Here is a 19,763-nt window from a genome sequence, read left to right as displayed (position 1 = left end):
TCGCAACGCTGGGCTTCAGTGCAAATGCCAGTGCGCAGGAATGGGGCCCGCCCCCGCCTCCGCCGCCCCCGGGTTGGGGACCTCCGCCCCCACCGCCGCCTCCCGCACCGCCCCCTCCCCCGCCGCGCTGGGGTGGGTATGAGGGTGGTTATGGTGGGGGTTATGGCTGGCGCGATGCCGGTTATGGATACCGGCCTTATCGGCCATACCGCCCCTATCACCGCTGCTGGACCGAATATCGCGGCTGGGAGCGGATTCGGATCTGCCGCTGACGGAAAACCGGGCATGAGCCAAGCTGCGCCCCTCCCCTTCAGGGGAGGGGTTGGGGTGGGGCCTCTCCATTGGCGCGGCGCGTGTTGAAGCGCCCCACCCCCTGCCCCTCCCCTGAAGGGGAGGGGTGTATCGATTGGACAGCCTCCCGCTCCGAAGGCGCCGATCGATCAGTCCGACCCGAAGATGTCCCGCGTGAACAGCTTGTCCGCGACATCGGCCAGTTCGGGATCGTTGCGGTTGGCGATGATGACGTCGCTGTCCTGCTTGAACGTCGCCAGGTCGCGATAGACCGTCGAGCCGAAGAAGCTGTCCTCGCCCAGGCTGGGCTCGAAGACCACAACCTCGATCCCCTTGGCCTTGATCCGCTTCATGATGCCCTGGATCGAGGATTGGCGGAAATTGTCCGACCCCGCCTTCATCGTCAGGCGGAAGATGCCGACGCGGCTCGGGCGCTTGGCGATGATCTGATCGGCCAGGAAGTCCTTGCGTGTGCGGTTGGCGTCGACGATCGCGCGGATCAGGTTCTGCGGCACGCTGGTATAGTTCGCCAGCAGCTGCTTGGTGTCCTTGGGCAGGCAATAGCCGCCATAGCCGAAGCTGGGATTGTTATAGTGCGTGCCGATGCGCGGATCGAGGCCGACGCCCTCGATGATCTGGCGCGTGTCCATGCCACCGGCGATGGCATAGCTGTCGAGTTCGTTGAAGAAGGCGACGCGCATCGCGAGATAGGTGTTGGCGAACAGCTTGATCGCCTCGGCCTCGCGGGTGCCGGTGAACAGCACGTCGATATCGGTCTTTTCCGCGCCCTGGACCAGCAGATCGGCGAAGATGCGCGCCCGCTCCGACTGTTCGCCGACGATGATCCGCGACGGGTGGAGATTGTCATAGAGCGCCCGGCCCTCGCGCAGGAATTCGGGGCTGAAGACGACTTGGGTCGTGCCCAGGCGGGCGCGGACGTCGTCGATGAAGCCGACCGGGATAGTCGACTTGACGACCACGGTGGCATTCGGCGCATGGGTCTTGGCCAGGCTGATGACCGCTTCGACCGACGACGTGTTGAAGCTGTTGGTGTCGACATCGTAATTGGTCGGCGTGGCGACGATCACGTAATCGGCGCCCGCCAAGGCCTCAGCCGCATCGGTCGTCGCCGACAGGTCCAGCGTGCGGCTGGTCAGGAAATCCTGCAATTCCACATCGATGATCGGCGAGGTCCGCGCATTGACCATCGCCACGCGCTCCGGGGAAATGTCGACTGCGACGACCTGGTTATGCTGGGCCAGCAGCACCGCGTTGGACATTCCGACATAGCCGAGGCCGAAAACAGCGATTTTCATTCTTTACATCTCCGGACGAGCAGGACCATCGGTCCGTCCGTCAGCTTGTATTTGCGACGTCTCCTCCGTGCCATGCATGAGCGGCCCGGCAATCGCAAATGCTGTAGCCGAGGCGGGGGCAATGGCGGGTGGCCGATTGTCCCATTTCGGCCACCCACGCTCTCTCGGCCATGGTCTTACAGCTTCACCCGCACGCCCCCGAACAGGGTGTAGCCGAACTTCTCATATTCATAGGTCCGGAACCGCTGCCCGAAATAGCGCACGCCCGGCGTGTTGGTCAGATTCTTGCCCTCGGCGAACAGGTTGATGCCCTTGGCCAGCTGCACGCTGCCCGTCACGTCGAGCTGGCCGCGGCCCTCCCAATACAGGTCATAGGCGGCGTCATCGGCGTTGATCTCGTCCAGATAGTCGGAGCGCTTGGTATAGGCGACGCGGACATTGACCGGCCCGCGCTCATAGAAGACGCTGGCGTTCCACATATGGGTCGACTGGCCCGGCAGCGCGAAGCGGCTGCGCCCGCCATAGGTCCCGTCGAACGTCGCGCTGCCCTTGGTATAGGTATAGTTGGCGAACACGCCGAGCCCGCTCAGCACGCCCGGCAGGAAGCTCAGCTGCTGCTGCCAGTTCAACTCGACGCCGTACAGTTCACCTTTGCGCGCATTGACCGGACGGCTGAGGATCGCCCCGCCCACGCCATTATACATGCCGGTGCTGTTCAGCGTGTAGCGATAGTCGGTCAGGTCCTTGTAGAAGCCGTTGACCGAGATCACGCCCAGTGGCCGGATGTAATATTCCAGGCCCGCATCGGCATTGTTCGACAAGGTCGGCTTCAGGTCGGGATTACCGAACTCGACCCGCACCGTATTGCCCTCGCTCGTCTCCAGCACGCGCGGGGCGATTTGCGGGAAGTTGGGGCGGTTGATCGCGCGGCTCAGCGCAGCCCGCAGGATCAGGTTCGGCGTAAAGGCCTGGCGCAGCGTCAGGTTCGGGAAGAAGTCGGTATAGCCATTATGCCCCCGCGCGTCGGTGATCGCGCCGGTGCGCGAGACGCTGGGCGCGCGGCTCTCGAAATCGGTGGTCTCGACGCGTAGCCCCGCGATCAGGGTCGTGCCGTCGTTCACATATTTGGCCATGCCGAACAGGCCGAGGATCTTCTCCTCGGCGGTGAAATCGGCGGTCAGCGACTGGGGCAGGCGACGCTGCGACGCGGCCTTGGTCGCGTCGAAATAGGCATCCGCCAGCGACGTGTCGAACCGCTGCCCCAGGTCATAGTCGAAATTGCGCGACTCCTGGTCGGACAACAGCCCCGCCAGGCTCTGCGACGGCGCGGCGGTCGTGCGGCGATCGCGGAACCGCTCTTCATCGGCGGTGATATGCCGCGCGCGATATTTGCCCCCGCCCGAGATGGTGACCAGATCGCTCACCGGCAGGTCGGAGCGGACCGCGACGGTGAATTCGTCATTCCTGGTGGTGTTCGACCGATAGGCATTCTCGCGGAAGCTGTAGGTGCCGGTCTGGAGATGCTCCTTGGTCGTGAACAGCGAATAATTGGGCAGGTCGGCATCGGTGAAGTCATAGGACAAAGTCGGCCGAAGCGAGGAGCGGAACAGCAGCTCGTCGCGGCGCGGATAGGTCTGCGAACTTTCGCTATAGGCGACGTCCGCGCGGATCGTGCCCTCGCCCAGCCGCTGCTGGATGCCGGCGGTCGCCGACCAGATCTCGTTCACCTGTTTGCGGTGGCGGACCTGCTTTTCGATGCGGGTGTTGCGGTAGGTGGCGGCGCGGTCGGTCGATCCCGACTGGAGCGTGCCCTCGCTCCACAATATGCCGATCCGGTCGCGGAACTCGTCATCCTCGAACCGGGCATAGGTGCCGCGCACCCAGGCATGGGTCAGGTCGGAGGGACGCCACTCGAAGGCACCGGTCCCGGCGATCCGCTGGCGCTTGGTGTCGTAATCCTTGAACAGCGTCTCGGTGACGCGCGGGCCGTTCGCGGTCTGGGTCCAGGTGTTCTCGACATTGTCGGGCTGGCGATGGGTCATCGAATAGCTGCCCGACAGCAGCAGGCCGAACTGGCGGTCCGGGCCGAAGGTGTCGCTGACCGCGGCCGATCCGCGATAGTCATGGCCCTTGCCATATTGGTTGTAGCTGGTGCCCGCCATGCCGGTCAGCGCAAAGCCCTTGCGGTCGAAGGGCGAGCGGGTGGTGATGTTGACCGCGCCCGCGATCGAGTCCGCATCCTGATAGGGGAGCAGCGACTTGGTCACTTCCAGGTTCGCGACGATGTCCGAGGGCAAGGTATCCAGGTCGACCGCGCGCGTGTTCGGATCGACCGAGGGGATCTGGATGCCGTCGACCGAGACCGCCGACCATTCGGACGGCGCGCCGCGCACGTTGATATAGCGGCCCTCGCCCTGGTCGCGCTCGATGCCGACGCCGGGGGCGCGCTGGAGCGCCTCGGCGATGTTGGGGTCGGGGAAGCGGCCGATCGCGTCGGACGAGATGATGGTGACGGTGTTGTCGGCGGTCCGCTGCTGGTTGAGCGCGCGCGCGGTGTTGTCGAGCAGCGAGGCGCCGGTGACGACGACCTCATTGTCCTGGCCACCGGCGGGCGGCATGGTCAGCACGACCGGGCGACCGCGATCGGCCGCAGGCACGAGATGGGTCACGGACGGGCGGCCGAGATAATCGATGCGCAGGGTGACGTCGCCCGCCTCGTCGGGGGTGACGATGCTGAACGCGCCCTGGAGATTGGTCGTGGCCTGCGCGCCCGTGCCCTCGACGACCACCCGCGCACCGGGCAGCGCCACGCCGGTCCCGTCATAGAGGCGGCCCGACAGGATCGGCCCTGCGGCGGGCACGGCAGCGGTTGGGGCATCGTCGCCCGCCATCGCCAGCGACGGCGCGCTGGCAAGACCCAGTGCGATGAGAGAGGCCCCCGCGAGACCGCGGATGCCGGAGCGGATGGCGTGCATGAACTTCCCCTGGGCGCTGGTCGTGCCGACACCCCCCGGTGCCGGTCGTTCCCGCCCCCGTGGCGGGGCATTGTTACGAAGCGATGTTATCGCGATGACGGGTTTGTGACGGGGGCTTCACAATCGATTTCCATGGGGGCGTCCGGGCGCGGACGATCGCTTCGTCACCGCACCCTTAAGCATTCCCATTAGGATGGTGATTTGGGCATCAACTCACGACGTTGCGGATGAAGCGGACGGGTGCGTCTCCGTCGTTGAAATAGGCATAGGCCTGTGCGCTGCTATAGATCGCGAAGCCGCCTGCCTCTATCGTCCGGTTGCCTTCCGCCAGTTCCACCCGCAGGCGGCCCTCGGTGACGGCGATCATCTCGTGCCACCCCGCCGGGTCGGGCTCGGCGATATAGCGCTCGCCGGGGGCGAGCGACCAGCGCCAGAGCTGCGCCTCGCGCAAGGCCGGTACACTGCCCAGCAGCACGGCCTCGCTGGCCGCGTCCCGGCCGCGCCATGCCACTTGCTCGATCTGACGACTGCTTGCATCCGGGTCTGCGACGATCGCGACGAAATCGACGCCCAACGCCTCGGCCAGCCGGTCGAGGCTGGACAGGCTGACATTCGTATCGCCCCCCTCCAGGTTCGTGATCATCCGCCGACTGATCCCCGACGCCTCCGCCAAGGCGCCCTGACTGAGGCCAGCGGCCCGCCGAAGTCGACGAAGGTTGTTCGCCATATGCGCCAGGACATCCCCCCGGCAATCTTGACTGCGCACTATATTGCTCATAACGATATGCGCACTATGCTGCACATTTCTGCTACACGCAAACCCCTTTTCTCTCGTGAGGAACTGGCGCTGATCGGCGTCACGATGCTGTGGGGAGCAACCTTCCTCATCGTCCATGTCGCCATGCGGCATAGTGGTCCGCTGTTCTTCGTGGGGCTGCGGTTCGTGACCGCGGGCCTGATCGGGCTGGCGCTGTTCGGACGAGCGATGCGCCGGGTGACGCGTACCGAGCTGGTCGCGGGCGGCGCGGTCGGTGTCACCATCTTCCTTGGCTATGCGCTCCAGACCTATGGGCTGCAAACCGTCAGCAGCAGTACGTCGGCCTTCCTGACCGCGCTGTACGTGCCGATGGTGCCCCTGATCCAATGGGCCGTCCTGCGGCGTGTGCCCAAGGCGATGACCTGTGCCGGTATCGGCCTGGCGTTCCTGGGCTTGGTCTGCCTCGCCGGGCCGGACGCCCTGCATGTGGGGCTTGGCAGGGGTGAGATCGCGACGCTCGTCAGCGCGGCGGCCATTGCGGGCGAGATCATCCTGATCGGTCAGTTCGCCTCACGGGTGGACAGTACGCGCGTGACGGTGGTGCAGGTGCTGGCAGGTGGCCTGTTATCCTTTGCGGCCATGCCCTTTGCCGGTGAGGCGTTGCCATCCTTCTCTTGGGTCTGGCTAACGGCCGCGCTCGGTCTCGGGGCGGCCAGCGCCCTCATCCAGTTCACCATGAACTGGGCACAAAAGGCAGTATCGCCGACCCGCGCGACCATCATCTACGCCAGCGAGCCGGTATGGGGCGGCGTGGTCGGCCGCATGGCAGGCGATCGCCTTCCGGCGCTGGCGCTGCTCGGTGCCGCGCTCATCGTCGCGGGTGTCGTGGTCAGCGAACTCAAGCCACGCCGCTCGACCGATCGGGAACGCTGATTCCCGATCGGGGCGACCCGCGAGACAGCCGGGGCATTCCCATTGGGATCGTGAAATGGAAAGCAGCCTTAGCCCTCCCAGAACGCCTGATCGTTGCTGATATCGGATGCGAAGAACGAGGCTTCCGTGATCTGACCACCTTTGAAACCGAAGACGGCCATTTCCTGCCCCCGGATGGTTCGGCCGTTTTTATCTGCGCTCCACTCGATGACAGCAGCGCAATGGCTCCCAGTCTCGACGGTGCTTGCGACCCGCAGCGAGAACGTGCCGCCCGTGGTGGCCAGGGCGCGCTTGAGCATGTCCACAACCGCATCGGCCCCCTGAAGGTGCCCCATATGATCGCCAACGACTGGTTCGTTCCACCGCACATCGTCCGCCAGCCATTGGCGTAGCGCGTCCGGATCATTGGCCCGTCGCGCTTCATAAAAGGCATGGACTAAGGCGGCGGGTGATTGATGCTCGGCGTTCATGCGGCTTTTGTACGCGTGGCATGGCGAGGTCGCCAACACGTTCCCGATTGCCCTTTCCCGGAATGGTGTCCGATCGACGCGACAACGGGACGCTCGATGCTGTCGCCCCCTCGGTCAGGCCGGGCTAGCCCTTCGTCAGATACAGCGTCCGCAGCTTCGCGATCTCGGGCGCACCCAAGCCCAGTTCGTCCTTCAGATACCCCATCGTCCCGCCCGGATGGCGGTCGGTCACGGCGAAGACCGCGTCGATATAGCGGCGGTCGACCCCGGCGAAGGTGCGCGCGGCCTCTGGTGACAGCTTCGCCCAGAAGCCCGTCGGGTGCGCGGGCGCCGGCGCCATATGCTGGTTGGACAGCAGATAATCCGCGACGATCGTCGCCCTCGGCACGCCCAGCGCGGTCAGCAGCAGCGCGGCCGCCACCCCGGTCCGGTCCTTGCCCGCCGTACAGTGGAAGGCGAGCGGCGCGTCGCCCGCCAGCAGTTCGGCGAACATGCGGCGGTACTGGCCGTTGAACTGGGCGAGCAGCTTCGGATAGGTCGCGGTCATCGCCGTGACCACCTGTTCATGGGTCCAGGTCGCCGGATCGCCGGGCAGCATCAGGCTGCGCATGTCGAGCGCATAATCGTCGCTCAACACCTTGGGCCTTTGCCCGGCGGGCCAGAGCGTCGGCTCGGCCGTGCGCTCGCGCGTGTCGCGAAAGTCGCAGACGGTGCGGATGCCCCGCTTCTGCAGGGCGACATAATCCGCCGGGGTCAGGTCATGCATCTGGCCCGAGCGATAGAGCAGGCCCCATTTGACCGTCCGGCCGTCGCTGGTGCGATAGCCGCCCAGATCGCGGAAATTGCGCCCGCCCTGTAGCGGCAGGACGCGGCTATGGACCACCTCCGCGACCGGGGCGGAGGCCGAAGCCCCCACCCCTGCCGGAACCGCCAGCAGCGCGGCGATGACGACCAGCCCCGCGCGCATCAGAACGTCACCGTCGCTTCTAGGCCATAGGTGCGCGGTTCGTTGAAAAAGCCCGACACGCCGGTCAGCGTGTTCAGCGTCTTGTAGAACATATGCTGTTCATTGAACAGGTTACGCGCCCAGGCCGAGATGCCCAGCCGCGCGCCGGTGCCGTTCAGCGCGATATCGGTGATGCCGACCCGGCCGTTGACGACGAAGCCCGGATCGCCCTTGGGCTGGGCGATGCCCGGTGCGGGATCGTTGTAATTGACATAGAAGCCGCTGTCGTAATTGGCGTCGAGATGCGCGATCAGGCTGTAATCGCCCAGCGGCCGGTCATAATCGATCGCACCGCTGGCGGCGTTGGCGGGCGTATAGACCGGATAGATGCGGATCGGCGTCGTCACGATCTGGCCGCTCGCCCCTTGCGGGAAGGGGTTCACCGTCGCCGGGATGGTCACGTCGTTATAGGCATAGCTGGCGGTCAGGGTCAGCCCGGCCATCGGTGCGACCGCCAGTTCGGCCTCGATCCCCTTGGCGCGGCCGGTGCCGGGCGCATTGGTCGTCTCGATGGTGGTGCGGTTGGTCTGGACCAGGTTGCCGTTTTTGTCGACCTGCAGGTAATTGGCCTGGAAGTCGATCTGGATCGCCTTGTACGCGCCGGTATAGGCGGCCAGGTTCAGGCGGACGCGGTGGTCGAGGAATTCCGACTTCGCGCCGACCTCGAACATCGACAGCGTTTCGGGGTTGAACGGCGCATAGCGCAGCGAGCGCGAATTGGCGCCGCCCGACTTATACCCTTCCGACCATTTGCCATAGACATGCACGGCGTTCGTCACGTCATAGGCCAAGGTCACCAGCGGATCGACCCGCGACCAGGCGGCGTTCAGCCCGCGTGGCGCGACCATGCCGTCGACATTGGGGGTGGTGCCGTTCACCAGGAACAGCTCGCCATGCTTCATGTCGCGGGTGTAGCGCGCGCCCCCGGTCAGGTGCAGCCGGTCCTCCAGGATCGCCGGGGTCCAGGTCGCCTGGCCGAACACGCCGATGCTGCGCGTCGTGATCCGGCTGGCGCGGTCGAAGGGGACGGTGGCGATGTTATAGGTGGCGACGGTCGCGGCAGTGCCGGTGGCGTTCCACACCATCGAGTTGAACGCCTGGGCGTTATCCTCGGTATGCTCGCGATAGGTCATGGCGCCCGCGACATATTTCAGGCGCGGCGTGTCGCCGATCAGCTGGATTTCCTGGCTGAACTGGTTCTGTTTGAACCCTGCCAGGCTGTAGCGGCTGAAGCTGCCGTTCGGCTTGTAGGTGGTGCTGTTCTGGCCGCCATTGTCATACTGGCTCTGGTCGAGTTCGCGGTAAGCGGTGATCGACTTGAGCTGAAGCCCCGGCGCCAGGTCGAGGCCCAGGGTCAGGCGGTGGCCATGCGTCTTGCCGATGCTGTCCTGCTGCGGCACGCCGATGCTGGCGCGGCGCACCCGGTTGGGCTGGAGCGGCAGGGCGGGCGCACGGGTCAGCGTGCCGGCCGTGATCGACTGGAGATAGAGCGGGGTCGAGGCATCGTAGGAGGTGTCGAACGCATAGTCGGCGCTGACGCCGTCTTCCGGCTTCCACAGCACTTCCACATGCCCGCCGCGCCGGTCGAAGCCGTTGAAATCGGCCTGTCCGGGCAGCGGATTGATGACCAGCCCGTCGCGCTTGGTGATGACGCCGTCGAGTTTCACGCTGAAATTATGCCATTCGGGCAGGTTCAGATGCGCCTTGGCCTCGTGGCTGCCATAATTGCCGATGCCGACGGTCGCCGACAGGTCAAACTGGCCGGTCGGCTTCTTGGTGACGATGCTGACCGCGCCGCCTTCGGTGTTGCGGCCGAACAGCGTGCCCTGCGGCCCCTTCAGCACCTCGATATTGTCGATGTCGTAGAGCGCGGTGGCGAGGCCCTGGGCGCGGCCCAGATAGACGCCGTCGACATAGATGCCGACGCCCTGGTCGCGTGCGGGCTGGTTGCTGTCGGCCAGCACGCCGATGCCGCGGATGTTCATGATCAGCGCCGAGTTGCGCGAATAGAAGGGCGCGACGCGAAGCGATGGGATCGCGCCGTCCTGAAGGTCGACGAGCGACTGGACGTGCCGGTTCTTCAGATCCTCGGCCGACAGGACCGAGATGGCGATCGGCGTCGTCTGAAGATTCTCGGGCCGCTTCTGGGCGGTGACGATGACCTCGTTCAGCGCGCCGTCGGCATTGGTCTTCTGATCGTCGGGCGCAGTCGTCTTGGCGGGCTCGGCCGTAGGTTCGGGATCGGCCGCAAAGGCGGGCGTGGCGACCAGCAGGGCCAGGGCGCTGGACGCAAAGAGCCGTCCCGCAAGACGCGAGTGGAACGAAGTCATGATGTGGATTCCCCCCAAAGGATTATGCGGCCGTCCCTTGGTGCCGGATCATTGCGGCTTGATGACGTTTGGGGGGGATGCTGCGGTTTTTATGATGACAATGGTGTCATCTTTGGGCTGGTGAACGGCCATCCGCTCCCCTTGAAATCGAGGGGCGCGACCTTCAGATTGTGCAATAAACATGCACGGCCCTTTATCTGCCTTGCACAACAAGGCGTATAATCGGCAACATGGACGAGATTGAAGTCGATGGCGTTTTAAGAGATCTGCGGCATCTTCGTAGTTTTGTGGTCGCCCTACCTGGCAAGGGTAAGGATGGGTCGGATCTGCGGACGCGTATTCACCTCGGATTGCATACCATCTCGCAAGGGTGTGAGCGAGGCGCGCACCATCTGGAAGATGAGAACGGCAAGCCACGGCGGTTCTGCGAGGATCGCTACGCCTTTTCGCTTGGACTACCCGAACTGTCGAAGCGAATGGTTGAGCAGAATTACTTTTGTTGGGATTCCATCGATCGTAACCGGGCGATGAATTATGCGGTTATCGATATCGCGCCCGGCCGTGTTCGCGAACTGACGGACGGAGAGCATCAGGTAGTATTCTTCTACCTATACCCCAACAGGGGGTACGAAGCCGATGTGAACCTGGTGATTACGAGCTGTTACGTACGCAAGGTGATCTTCAGTCACGTCAAGCGGCGCTATAATATGCACATGCTCTTACGCACCTGCCTGTATAAGGGAAAGCGGCTGCCATAACCAGAAAGGACCCCCGCTTTAGGCGGAGGCCCTTCAAAGGTGCGGGTGTGCCTTACCGTGGTGTACCGGCCATATAGGCGCACATGCTGCGGCGACCGTATTACCGGAAGCCCCGCTGTCCGTAGCTGATCCTTCAATGCCACAAGGTTGTAAAAGGTTCAATAAAAAGCTGAGGCCCAACCGAGGGGTAAGAGGTGGAGCGGCCTGGCCCGCTCCACCCCTGATCGATCAGAACCGCAGGCGCAGGCCCGCCGCGATCGTTTCCTGATGGTCGTCGCGGCCGGTCTGCGCGCTGCCGGTCGCATAGAGGTCGACGCCGTTGGCAAAGCGATAGGCGACGCCGCCCGTCGCGGTGCCGACCACCGGGGCGCGGCCCGCACCCAGTGCGACCAGGCCCTGGCCACCGCCCGCATAGCCGCCCAGCGCGACGGCGCGGTTGCCCTCGATCTGATAGCGCGCGCCCAGCGTCACGAAGGGGCGGAAGGCTGCGTCGGAGGCATCGCTGCGGCCGATGGTGAACCCGGCATCGGCAAAGCCCGCGACCAGGTCGCGCCGCGCCACGGTGAGCGCGAAGGGGCTGCCGCCCGTCTCGCCCACGCCCGCCCGGCGGGTGCGCAGATAGGTGAGCCCGGCGCGCGAGGTCAGCGCCCAGCCCTCCGGCATCTCGACCGCATAATGGACCGACAGATCGCTGGTCCAGCTGTGCACGTCATAGCGCCCGAAGGCCGAGGCCGTGCCCGGCAGCGCGCGGGTGGTGCGGGCCTGCGCGCCGTCATAGACGATCGACGCGCCGAAGCCGAAGCCGCTGGGCGCATTGTAGCGGCCATGCACGCCCGCGACCACGCCGTCGGCCTTGGTCGAGGCGGCGAGCGGCGCAATCGACTGGCGGGTGTCGAGCCAGCCACCGAACGCGCCGATCATCCACTGGCGATCGCCGTAGCCGACACCGCCCAGGAAGCCGTAACCGCGCGTCTGCGCCGCGCTGGTCCCCTGGCCCGTGTCCGCGCCTAGCGTATGCCACTGACCCAGCGTCTGGGCGAAGGTGAAGACGCCTGCATCCTCCCGCGTGGTGGCGAAGGCGGGCCCTCGCGCCGCCTGGACCAGGCCCAGCGCATTGTCGACGCCGATCTGGGTGGCCGAGGCATAGGCCTCCGGCGTTACTTGCGCGAAGCCACGCGGGTTGGACGCGCCCGACGCGGTCAGCAGCGACGGGAGGGCTGCGAACAGCGTGCTCGTCGCGGGCTGCTTGGCGAGCGTCGCATTGGCATAGTCGATGCTGCGCGCCACCTGCGGACTGAAGCGAGCATCGCCCAGGAACTGGCCGAGCAGCTGGATGCGGTCGGCACGCTGGACGATGAAGCCGAACAGGTCGGACGGCTTCAGCACATTGCTGTAGCTGCCCGAAATCCCGCCGCTGGCGACGATCAGGTCATAGGAGGTGCCGGGGCGCAGCGCGCCGCTCGACACGATCTGCAACGTCGATCCGCTGCCGATGGTCAGCCCGCCATTGACGATCAGCTTGTCCGACACGGTCGGGGTCAGCTCGAAATAGGATAGCGACCCGCTGGCCAGCGTGACGTTGCCGTTGACCGTCATCGTGCCCGGCGACGCGCCGGGGCTGAGGATGCCCGCGACGTTCACATTGCCGTTGACCGTGCCCGCCGAGCCGAAGGTCGCGCCCTGGCGGACCAGGAACTGCGTGGCGCTCATCGTCGAACCGGCGAACCCGACTAGGCGACCGCTTGCCATATCCACCGCCCCGAAGGACGCGTTGCCCGACACCGTGGCATAGCCGCCGGTCATCGCCAGCGCCTCGACATTGGCGACGTTGGTGAAGGCGACCGGCGCAGCGGCGGTGCCCCCCGACAGTGCGATGCTGTCGGTGCCCGCCCCGCCATCGACCGCGCCCGCAAAGGTGCCTGCGATGGTGAAGCGCTGGTTCCCGCCGGTGAAGGCGACCTGGGTCGCGGTCAGGCTGCTGCCCGCGGCGATGGTCAGGTCGGTCGCGGCGTTGACCTGGGCATAGCCTTGCGTGCCCGTCAGGGTCAGGTTGCCGGTCCCCTCGGTCGCCAGCGTCTCGAACCCGGTGAGCGTGCCCGCCGCCAGAATCTGGTTGCCCGCGAGTTCCAGCGTGGCGCTGTCATTGCCAGCCCCGCCCGAAACGCTGCCGAGCAGGACCGAACCCGCCGCGAGACGCAGGGCGTCATTGCCCGCACCCAGATCGATGACCCCGGCCAGCGTGCCGCCCTTGGCCACGGTCAGCGACAGGTCGCCGTCGCCGAAGCTCAGCGGTGCCCCTTGCGACCCCAGCGAGCCCGTGACGGTCAACGCGTTGCCAGTCAGCGACACAGTCTCGAACCCGGTCGCCACCCCGCTCAGCACCACCGGCGCCTTGGCGGTGAAGGCCAGCGTGTCGTTACCGGTGCCGCCATCATAGCGACCCGCCGCATTGGTCGTGCCCAGCGCGAGCAGGTCGTCGCCACCGCCCAGCGAGACGATAGCGATGTCGCCATCGACGCGCAGCTGCTCGGCTGCATCCGATCCGGTGACCGCGCCGATGCGGTTGCCTGCCAGCGCGACGTTCAGCCCGGTGCCCGCCAGCGCGACCGTGTCGAAGCTCTGGTCGAGGGTCAGCGACAACGTGCCGGAGCCGGTCACCGCGAGCTGCTGGAAGTTGCTGCGCTGGCCGAGACCCGTGCGGTCACCGCTGAGCAGCGCGGTATAGAGGTTGGTGCCCGCGCCGCCATCGACGCCGCCCAGAACGCTGGAACCCGCGCCCTCGACGAAGCTGTCATCGCCGTCGCCCAGCGACACCGCGCCCTGGACCAGCCCGGCATTGACGAAGCGGTCGTTCCCGCCGCCCAGCGCCACCGATCCGGCGATGGTGCCGTTGTTGGTCACCGTCTCGGCCGCGTCAGTGCCGGTGATGGTCACAGCGCCGGTGCTGGTCAGCGTCTGGCCCGCCGCGACCGTCACCGATCCGCCCGCCACGCTCAGCGTGTCGAAGGTGAACGCCCCGGCATAGGTGACATTGCCCTGGCCGATCTGGCTGAAGCGTTCGAAATTGATGAACTGGTCGCCATTGACCGTCCCGCCCCCGGTCGCATCGATGATCAGGCTGTCGGTGCCCGCACCGCCATCGACCGTGCCGACCAGCGTCGCGCTGGCGCGGTGCAGGAAGGTGTCGTCGCCCGCACCCAGGAACACATTGCCCTGGATCTGGCCGTAATTCTCGACCCGGTCATTGCCCGCGCCCAGCGCGATCGATCCGATGATGGTGCCGGTGTTGACAATCTTGTTGTCGAAGGCGCCGGTCGTGTGGATCGCGCCCGCCAGATAGGGGGTGCCGATCTGGCGGACGAGGCTATCGTTCGCGGCCAGCGTGGTGCCCGCGCCGCCACGGATGGTCCCCGCATTGGTCAGGTCAAGCGCCGCGCCGTTGGTCCGCAGCGCAACCGACTTTTCGCCGGTCGCTTCGATCACGCCGGTCGCACTGTTGACGACCGTCGCCGTCGTGGCACCATTCCCGAAGATCGACAGGGCGGCAGTAATATAGGTGCTGGGCGCATCGCGATCCTGCGGGACACTGGCGCCCGCATAAGGATCGACGATCGTCTGGCCACCGCCATTGGCGCGGATCGTGCCGCTGTTGGTGACGGCGATGGTCTCCGGGCCGGTCGGGGCCGTGGAGGCGGAGCCATTGCTGTAGAATCCGGCTCGCACGCCATAGCCGCCGACGCCACTGGCATCGATCGTGCCGCTATTGTCGAGCCGGATCGATCCGCCTGCGTTCGCGAAATCGGTGATCCCCAGCAGGGCGGCCGTCCGGTAATCCGAGGTGGTCGTGATCGCCCCGCTGTTGGTCAGCGCGATGCTAAGCGACTGCGGTGCGTCGGACGCTGGCGCGCTGAGATAGGAGCGGCGGGCATAGGCGTTGACGCCCTGCGTGACCGTCCCGCTATTGTCGAACTGGATCGACCCGCCCACCCCGCGATAGTCGTTGAGCTGCAACAGGACAGCCGATCGCCCGTCGGACAGCGTGGTTGCGATGGTGCCGGTGTTGGTCAGCGCGATCTTCAACGGCTGCGGCGCTTCGGGTGCCGATGTGCTGTAAACGCTGTAATTCCCGGCAGACGCGTTGACCCCTTGGGCGATCGTGCCGCTGTTGGTCGCGGTGATCGTTCCCTCGGTGACCGACAGGTTGACGCTGCGCGTGCTGCCGTCGTTCAGGATGGTGCCCGAATTGGCGAAGGTCATGTCGCCGACGGCGTTGATCGACAGGGCGGCCTGGCGCAGGCTCGCGTCGCCAATCGTGCCGCTGTTGGTGAAGCGCGACACCTGGCCGGAGATCGCGCCCTTGACGATGGCCTGGTTGGTCAGGGCGGCTAGGGCGGTCTGCGTCTCCTGGCGTGGATAATAGTAATAATTGCTGTCGCCGATGGTGATGTCGCCATCGACATTGGCGGTGTTGACGATCTGGCCATCGCCACGGATGCCGAGCGACGCCAGTGCGGCGTCCGACTGGACGGTCACAACGGTATCGGTACCGATCGCCTGGACGTCCTCGCGCTCGAAATTGATGGCGGTCAGCTTGCCCAGCGTCGCGGTCGCCGATCTGGTGAAGGCGTGACGGTAGGTGTCCGTCCCCCCGCCCCCATCGATCGTGCCCGTCACGCCGGTCTGGCCGTCCGTATCGACGAACAGGTCATCGCCATCGCCGAAGCGCAGATTGCCGGTCAGCGTGCCCCCATTGTTGGTATAGACCGCGCTGGCATAGGAGCGGCCACCATAGGTGCTGTAACCCAGATCGACGTCGCCGGTGATCGTGCCCGCATTGACGATCTGGCCACCCGACATCTGAATCGCAGACCGGCCCGTCGCTCCCGCGATCGTGCCACCGGCCAGATTGCGGATCGTGATACCGTAGCCGGAATTATAGTTCTGGGTGATCGCGACGCCGCCCGTGCTGGCGATCCGGCCGCTATTCTCGATCACCGTGGCATAACCGCTGTAATCGAGCGCGACGGCCGAGCCTCCCACCTCGATCGTGCCGGTATTGGTCAGCGTGCCGATGCCGGTGACGCCGGTTCCCGCGCGGCCATTCGCGGCCTGGACGATGCGCCCGCTGTTCGTAAAGCTCTGCACGCCTTGGGCACCGACCGCGCCGTCGAGCGTGATCGTCCCCTCGTTGGTCACGGTCTTGCCGCCCGAGATCGCTGCGATCGGGTTATAGCCGCTGGTGTTCCGCCCGCTGGCCGCGATGGTGCCAGCGTTGGTGAAGATGTCGCTGTCACCAAGCAGGACGACACCGCCCAGATAGAGGTTAGTGTTCGCCGGCACCAGCGACAGTGTGCCACGGCTGATGATGGTCAGGGCGTTGGCGGCATAATCCTCACCGGGTGCCATCGTGCGCGAGGTGGTGGAGATCGCCGCTCCCATGGTGGTGGCGATATCGGCGGTCAGGTCTACCGTGCCCTGTCCAGCCAGGGTCAGCGGACGGCTGGCGCCCGTGCCGGTCAGGGTCAGCGTCGCCTTGTCGAACAGCTCGTAACCGACCGTGGTGAACTGGGTCGCGGTTGGAAGCGTCGCGGTCGTGTCGGTACGCACCCGCAAGCGCAGACCGGCCTGCGCGCCCGACACGGTGCCGGTGATACCCGCAAAGCGGTCGCCGCTGCTGCCTGCCAGTTCGGCAACCAGCAAGTCACCGTTCGACAGCGTCAGATTACCGTTCAGGACACCGCCCGACAGCGCGTAATAGATGTTGTTGTTGCCATAAAAGCTACCCGAAGAGGACGGGCCGAAGGTCACATCGCCGTTGATCGTACCCGCATTGGCGATGCGGGCATTGAACACTGCGAAATTGCCGTTCGGCCCGATGGCGCGGGTGCCCCCGGTGATGACGCCGCCCGCCTGGTTGGTCAGATTGCCGTAATAGCTGATGAACACGCCGGTGCCGGTCGCGGTAATCGTGCCGCTGTTGGTCAGGCTGCTCGATAGCTGGAGCCCGGCGGTCGCCCCCTCGATCCGGCCGCTATTGGTCCAGGTCGATCCCGACGAACCCGACAGGGTCACGCCGATCCCACCGGTGGAGCGGATCGTGCCCGAATTGGCAAAGCTCGGCCCGAACAGCGATACGGCGGTGCCGGTCGCGGTGATCGTCCCCGAATTGACGAAGGCGCCTTGCGAACTGAACGAGACGCCGTTCCCGGTCGCGGTGACCGTCCCGCTGTTATCGAACCGGTTCACCGAGCCCAGCTGGACGATGAAACCGCTGTTCTGGGACGTGGTACCAGTGATGCTGCCCGTGTTGGTAATACTGGGCGAGCCGGACGAGCCGGACTCGTCGGACAGGACAGTGCCGGTGCCAGCGCCGACGCCGCTACTGTTCAGGGCCGCGGCATTGACCACCGTACCGCTACCCGTAACACGGATGGCACCCGCAACCGTGAAGCCGTTGGCCAGCGTGACGGTCTTGCCAGCGTCCGGGGACAGGCTGAGTTGTTCAAATCCCGTCGGCAATGCCAGCGCCGAAGACAGTGCCGCATCGCTGTTGAACCGGACGCGCAACGTGTCGGTGCCTGAGCTGCCGTCAATCGTACCGCTGATCCCGGTACGGATGGCACCATCGACATAACTGACAACTAGGACGTCATCGCCCGAGCCAAAACTAAAGTTTCTAGGTCCGAAACTGACGTTGCCAATGATCGTGCCCGCGCTGTTGTCGATCACCGTGTTGCCGAACGTAACGGGATTGCCAGTGGAGATAATGTCACCCACGATTGTACCGGCGTTGGTCAACCGCGAACCGGCGGCCATCTGAATGGCGGTCGCCCCGGTGGTGGATATCCTTCCAGTGGCGGCGTTGGTCACATTTACAACCGAACCCGCAATAGCCGTGCCCGTCCCGCTATTGCTGATCGTGCCGCTGTTCGTCAGTGTGGTGGAGCGCAGGTTCGCCAGCGTCGCTGCGGTGCCGTTGTTGCTGATCGTCCCATTGTTCGTCCAGCTGCCGCTATAAACGGCCGAGCTGTAGGTCGCGCCCGCATCGATCGCGCTGCGGCTACCGCCATCGATGGTGCCCGCATTGGTCAGCGTGCCGACGGCGCCGCTGATCGCGCCGATCGTGCCGCCCGTGCGGTTGGTGATCGACTGGAACCCGGCATAGGACGGATCGGTCGACAGCAGCGCATAGCCATTCGTGCCGGTGCCCGTTCCACTGATCGTGCCGCTATTGTCGATCGTGGCGGTCGTGCTGCCATAGCTGGTGCCGGTCTGACCGACGACGATGCCGTTCGTGCCGCTGACGCTGCCGCCCGCCGCGACGGTCATGGTCAGGTCGAGGCTGGAATAGCTGTTGTTGCTCGTCTGGCGGGTCAACTGCACGCCCGCCTGGGTGCCACCATCGACGCGGCCGCCTACCGTCAGGGTGGAATAGGCATAGCTGCTGTTCGACACCGGAATGGCATAGCGAATCGCCGGGCCGCCGCTGTTCGACACGGTCGCGCCCGAAGCCACGTTGACCGTGCTGCCCGAGGTCGTGACGGTCAGGCCGTTGCTGTCGGTGCCGGTGCAGGTGGTGGTCGTGTTCGCCTGTGTCGGGTCGGGGGTGCATTGGGCGAAGGCGGGGCCTGCCACCATGACTGCGAGCAGAATCGCGCTCGACTGCAACGCGCGTGCCTTTACCTGCCGACCACGCGACAACGCCTTCACCATGTTTGACATCCCCCTGTTTGAGGGGCGACATCTAAGATGAAATCCCTTTCATGTCACGCGAAATCATGACGCCCATGTCATGACGAAATAGAGACAAGTCCGTGATTTCGTCATGTTCGGGATGACGTCATAGTCATGCTTTGACGGCCAAAGTATAGACCCCGCGCCAAAGGATTTAATGGCGGAAACTCAAGGCCCCATCCGGATCGAGCAAGTCCAGCGCGGCCCCTTCGCCCTCCTCGCCTTTGCGATGCCAGTGCCACAGGACCAGCGCGGTGCCGCCCGGATTTTGCGCGGAAGGAACCAGGGCGCCTTGCGCGCCGCCCGCGATCAGCGATGTCGCCAGCGCCCAGCTTGGCGGGATACCGGCTTCGATCCCGGCGATGCGTTTCCAGGGGGCGGCCATGGCCTGCGCCACATTGTTGTCGGCCGCCCGCCCCTGCCCATCGGTCAGGTCGGCGATCGCCTGTGCCTCCAGCCGATAGGGCGCGAGCGTACCGGGCTTGGCGAGGCCCTGATAGAATTCGGCGATGGCGGTGGCGTGGTCGGTGCCGAGATACAGCGCCGCCTGCCCCGGCGCGTTCCAGCGGCCGCCATGGAGCCGCGCGCCCTCCCCCGACCAGGGATCGCGCTGGTACCGGATGGTCAGCATCCGCCAGACCGGGCAGCATAAAGGGCGCAAGGGATAGGTCATGCGCCGTCCCTTCCGCGATCAGGAATAGACGCCCTCGGCCATGCGATCCAGGTCGCTGAGGACGAGCGCGGCATGGCCTTCCTCGACCAGTTGTTCGGGCGTCTTGCCGAAACCGGGCAGCGGCTGGTGCCGGAACCAGATAATCGCACGCCCCTCGTCGCCCGACAGCTCGGCCGCGCGGGCGATGATGCGGGCGATCTCGCCCAGCCGCGCCTGGACCGCCGGGCTGCCCGGCTTGGCGGCCATGGTGTTGCGATTGATCTGGGCGAGCTTGGCCAGCCGGGTCAGCGGCAGGCGCAACCGCTCGGCCATGCGGCGCGGTGCGATCATGTCGTGATCGCGGATATCGTCCAGAAAGGCAGCGATCATGTGCAGGCTCCCAACCGCAAACTTGGTGCCCATAATATGCCTGTTTTTTGCACGATCTTCAAGATGCGTCACAAAATGGGAGCCATTAGGGCCATGACGGATTGATCCAGATCACCCTATTCGGCGTCATAAACCGAGGGGCAGGCAGGGC

General features: G+C 65.6%; 12 protein-coding genes. 2 read left to right on the top strand and 10 right to left on the bottom strand.

Features of this window, described 5'->3' with window-relative positions:
• Nucleotides 1-15 precede the first annotated feature (15 nt).
• The 4 genes from U1H82_RS16995 to U1H82_RS16980 all read right to left on the bottom strand — a co-directional run bounded on the left by U1H82_RS16995 (nt 16) and on the right by U1H82_RS16980 (nt 5,309).
• On the bottom strand, nt 16-207 hold the full coding sequence (locus U1H82_RS16995; RefSeq protein WP_322966043.1) for a hypothetical protein: 192 nt from the start codon (nt 205-207) through the stop codon (nt 16-18).
• A gap of 233 nt (nt 208-440) precedes the next feature.
• A complete protein-coding gene (locus U1H82_RS16990; RefSeq protein WP_322966153.1) occupies nt 441-1,607 on the bottom strand; it encodes a nucleotide sugar dehydrogenase in 1,167 nt (388 codons plus the stop codon).
• A 176-nt stretch (nt 1,608-1,783) separates the two neighbouring features.
• A complete protein-coding gene (locus U1H82_RS16985) occupies nt 1,784-4,582 on the bottom strand; it encodes a TonB-dependent receptor (RefSeq protein WP_322966152.1) in 2,799 nt (932 codons plus the stop codon).
• Between the two features lie 208 nt (nt 4,583-4,790).
• Entirely contained in the window at nt 4,791-5,309 is a 519-nt protein-coding gene (locus U1H82_RS16980) for a helix-turn-helix domain-containing protein (protein WP_322966151.1), read from the bottom strand.
• Between the two features lie 66 nt (nt 5,310-5,375).
• Here U1H82_RS16980 and U1H82_RS16975 point away from each other — a divergent pair, with 66 nt between their 5' ends.
• Nucleotides 5,376-6,272, top strand: coding sequence for a DMT family transporter (locus tag U1H82_RS16975; protein WP_322966149.1), 897 nt, complete (start codon nt 5,376-5,378; stop codon nt 6,270-6,272).
• Nucleotides 6,273-6,340: 68 nt separating this feature from the next.
• On the opposite strand, the gene U1H82_RS16970 is transcribed toward U1H82_RS16975, so the two are convergent.
• From U1H82_RS16970 to U1H82_RS16960, 3 genes are all read right to left on the bottom strand, one after another.
• Nucleotides 6,341-6,742 (bottom strand): nuclear transport factor 2 family protein, encoded by a 402-nt coding sequence (locus tag U1H82_RS16970; protein WP_322966148.1) that lies wholly within the window; start codon nt 6,740-6,742, stop codon nt 6,341-6,343.
• 124 nt (nt 6,743-6,866) lie between these two features.
• Nucleotides 6,867-7,709 carry a tyrosine-protein phosphatase gene (locus U1H82_RS16965; protein ID WP_322966147.1) on the bottom strand — a complete coding sequence of 281 codons (843 nt, stop codon included), beginning with the start codon at nt 7,707-7,709 and terminating at the stop codon, nt 6,867-6,869.
• Complete coding sequence (locus U1H82_RS16960; RefSeq protein WP_322966145.1) at nt 7,709-10,078, bottom strand: TonB-dependent receptor; 2,370 nt, start codon at nt 10,076-10,078, stop codon at nt 7,709-7,711. The genes U1H82_RS16965 and U1H82_RS16960 overlap by 1 nt, the downstream gene beginning before the upstream one ends.
• Nucleotides 10,079-10,308: 230 nt before the next feature.
• On the opposite strand from U1H82_RS16960, the gene U1H82_RS16955 reads away from it, so the two are divergent.
• Nucleotides 10,309-10,836 (top strand): YjaZ family protein, encoded by a 528-nt coding sequence (locus tag U1H82_RS16955; RefSeq protein ID WP_322966144.1) that lies wholly within the window; start codon nt 10,309-10,311, stop codon nt 10,834-10,836.
• 228 nt (nt 10,837-11,064) lie between these two features.
• Here U1H82_RS16955 and U1H82_RS16950 read toward each other — a convergent pair whose 3' ends face one another.
• From U1H82_RS16950 to U1H82_RS16940, 3 genes are all read right to left on the bottom strand, one after another.
• Nucleotides 11,065-18,549, bottom strand: coding sequence for an autotransporter outer membrane beta-barrel domain-containing protein (locus U1H82_RS16950; protein ID WP_322966143.1), 7,485 nt, complete (start codon nt 18,547-18,549; stop codon nt 11,065-11,067).
• Nucleotides 18,550-18,724: 175 nt separating this feature from the next.
• Nucleotides 18,725-19,243: an RES family NAD+ phosphorylase gene (locus U1H82_RS16945; RefSeq protein WP_322966142.1), complete on the bottom strand. Its 519-nt coding sequence runs from the start codon at nt 19,241-19,243 to the stop codon at nt 18,725-18,727.
• A gap of 18 nt (nt 19,244-19,261) precedes the next feature.
• Nucleotides 19,262-19,612 carry an antitoxin Xre/MbcA/ParS toxin-binding domain-containing protein gene (locus tag U1H82_RS16940; protein ID WP_294204366.1) on the bottom strand — a complete coding sequence of 117 codons (351 nt, stop codon included), beginning with the start codon at nt 19,610-19,612 and terminating at the stop codon, nt 19,262-19,264.
• Between the last annotated feature and the right edge of the window lie 151 nt (nt 19,613-19,763).

It is taken from the genome of Sphingomonas fuzhouensis (assembly GCF_034659795.1).
GTDB lineage: Bacteria > Pseudomonadota > Alphaproteobacteria > Sphingomonadales > Sphingomonadaceae > Sphingomonas > Sphingomonas fuzhouensis.
Note: the sequence above shows the minus strand (reverse complement) of the source record. Positions and strands in the feature narration are given on the sequence as shown.

Bases quoted from the DNA above. Each gene is read 5' to 3' on its own strand.
- U1H82_RS16995 (WP_322966043.1), bottom strand. From the start codon at position 207: ATGGCCGATAAGGCCGGTATCCATAACCGGCATCGCGCCAGCCATAAC.
- U1H82_RS16960 (WP_322966145.1), bottom strand. From the start codon at position 10,078: ATGACTTCGTTCCACTCGCGTCTTGCGGGACGGCTCTTTGCGTCCAGC.
- U1H82_RS16965 (WP_322966147.1), bottom strand. From the start codon at position 7,709: ATGCGCGCGGGGCTGGTCGTCATCGCCGCGCTGCTGGCGGTTCCGGCA.
- U1H82_RS16990 (WP_322966153.1), bottom strand. From the start codon at position 1,607: ATGAAAATCGCTGTTTTCGGCCTCGGCTATGTCGGAATGTCCAACGCG.
- U1H82_RS16980 (WP_322966151.1), bottom strand. From the start codon at position 5,309: ATGGCGAACAACCTTCGTCGACTTCGGCGGGCCGCTGGCCTCAGTCAG.
- U1H82_RS16945 (WP_322966142.1), bottom strand. From the start codon at position 19,243: ATGACCTATCCCTTGCGCCCTTTATGCTGCCCGGTCTGGCGGATGCTG.
- U1H82_RS16950 (WP_322966143.1), bottom strand. From the start codon at position 18,549: ATGGTGAAGGCGTTGTCGCGTGGTCGGCAGGTAAAGGCACGCGCGTTG.
- U1H82_RS16975 (WP_322966149.1), top strand. From the start codon at position 5,376: ATGCTGCACATTTCTGCTACACGCAAACCCCTTTTCTCTCGTGAGGAA.
- U1H82_RS16985 (WP_322966152.1), bottom strand. From the start codon at position 4,582: ATGCACGCCATCCGCTCCGGCATCCGCGGTCTCGCGGGGGCCTCTCTC.
- U1H82_RS16940 (WP_294204366.1), bottom strand. From the start codon at position 19,612: ATGATCGCTGCCTTTCTGGACGATATCCGCGATCACGACATGATCGCA.
- U1H82_RS16970 (WP_322966148.1), bottom strand. From the start codon at position 6,742: ATGAACGCCGAGCATCAATCACCCGCCGCCTTAGTCCATGCCTTTTAT.
- U1H82_RS16955 (WP_322966144.1), top strand. From the start codon at position 10,309: ATGGACGAGATTGAAGTCGATGGCGTTTTAAGAGATCTGCGGCATCTT.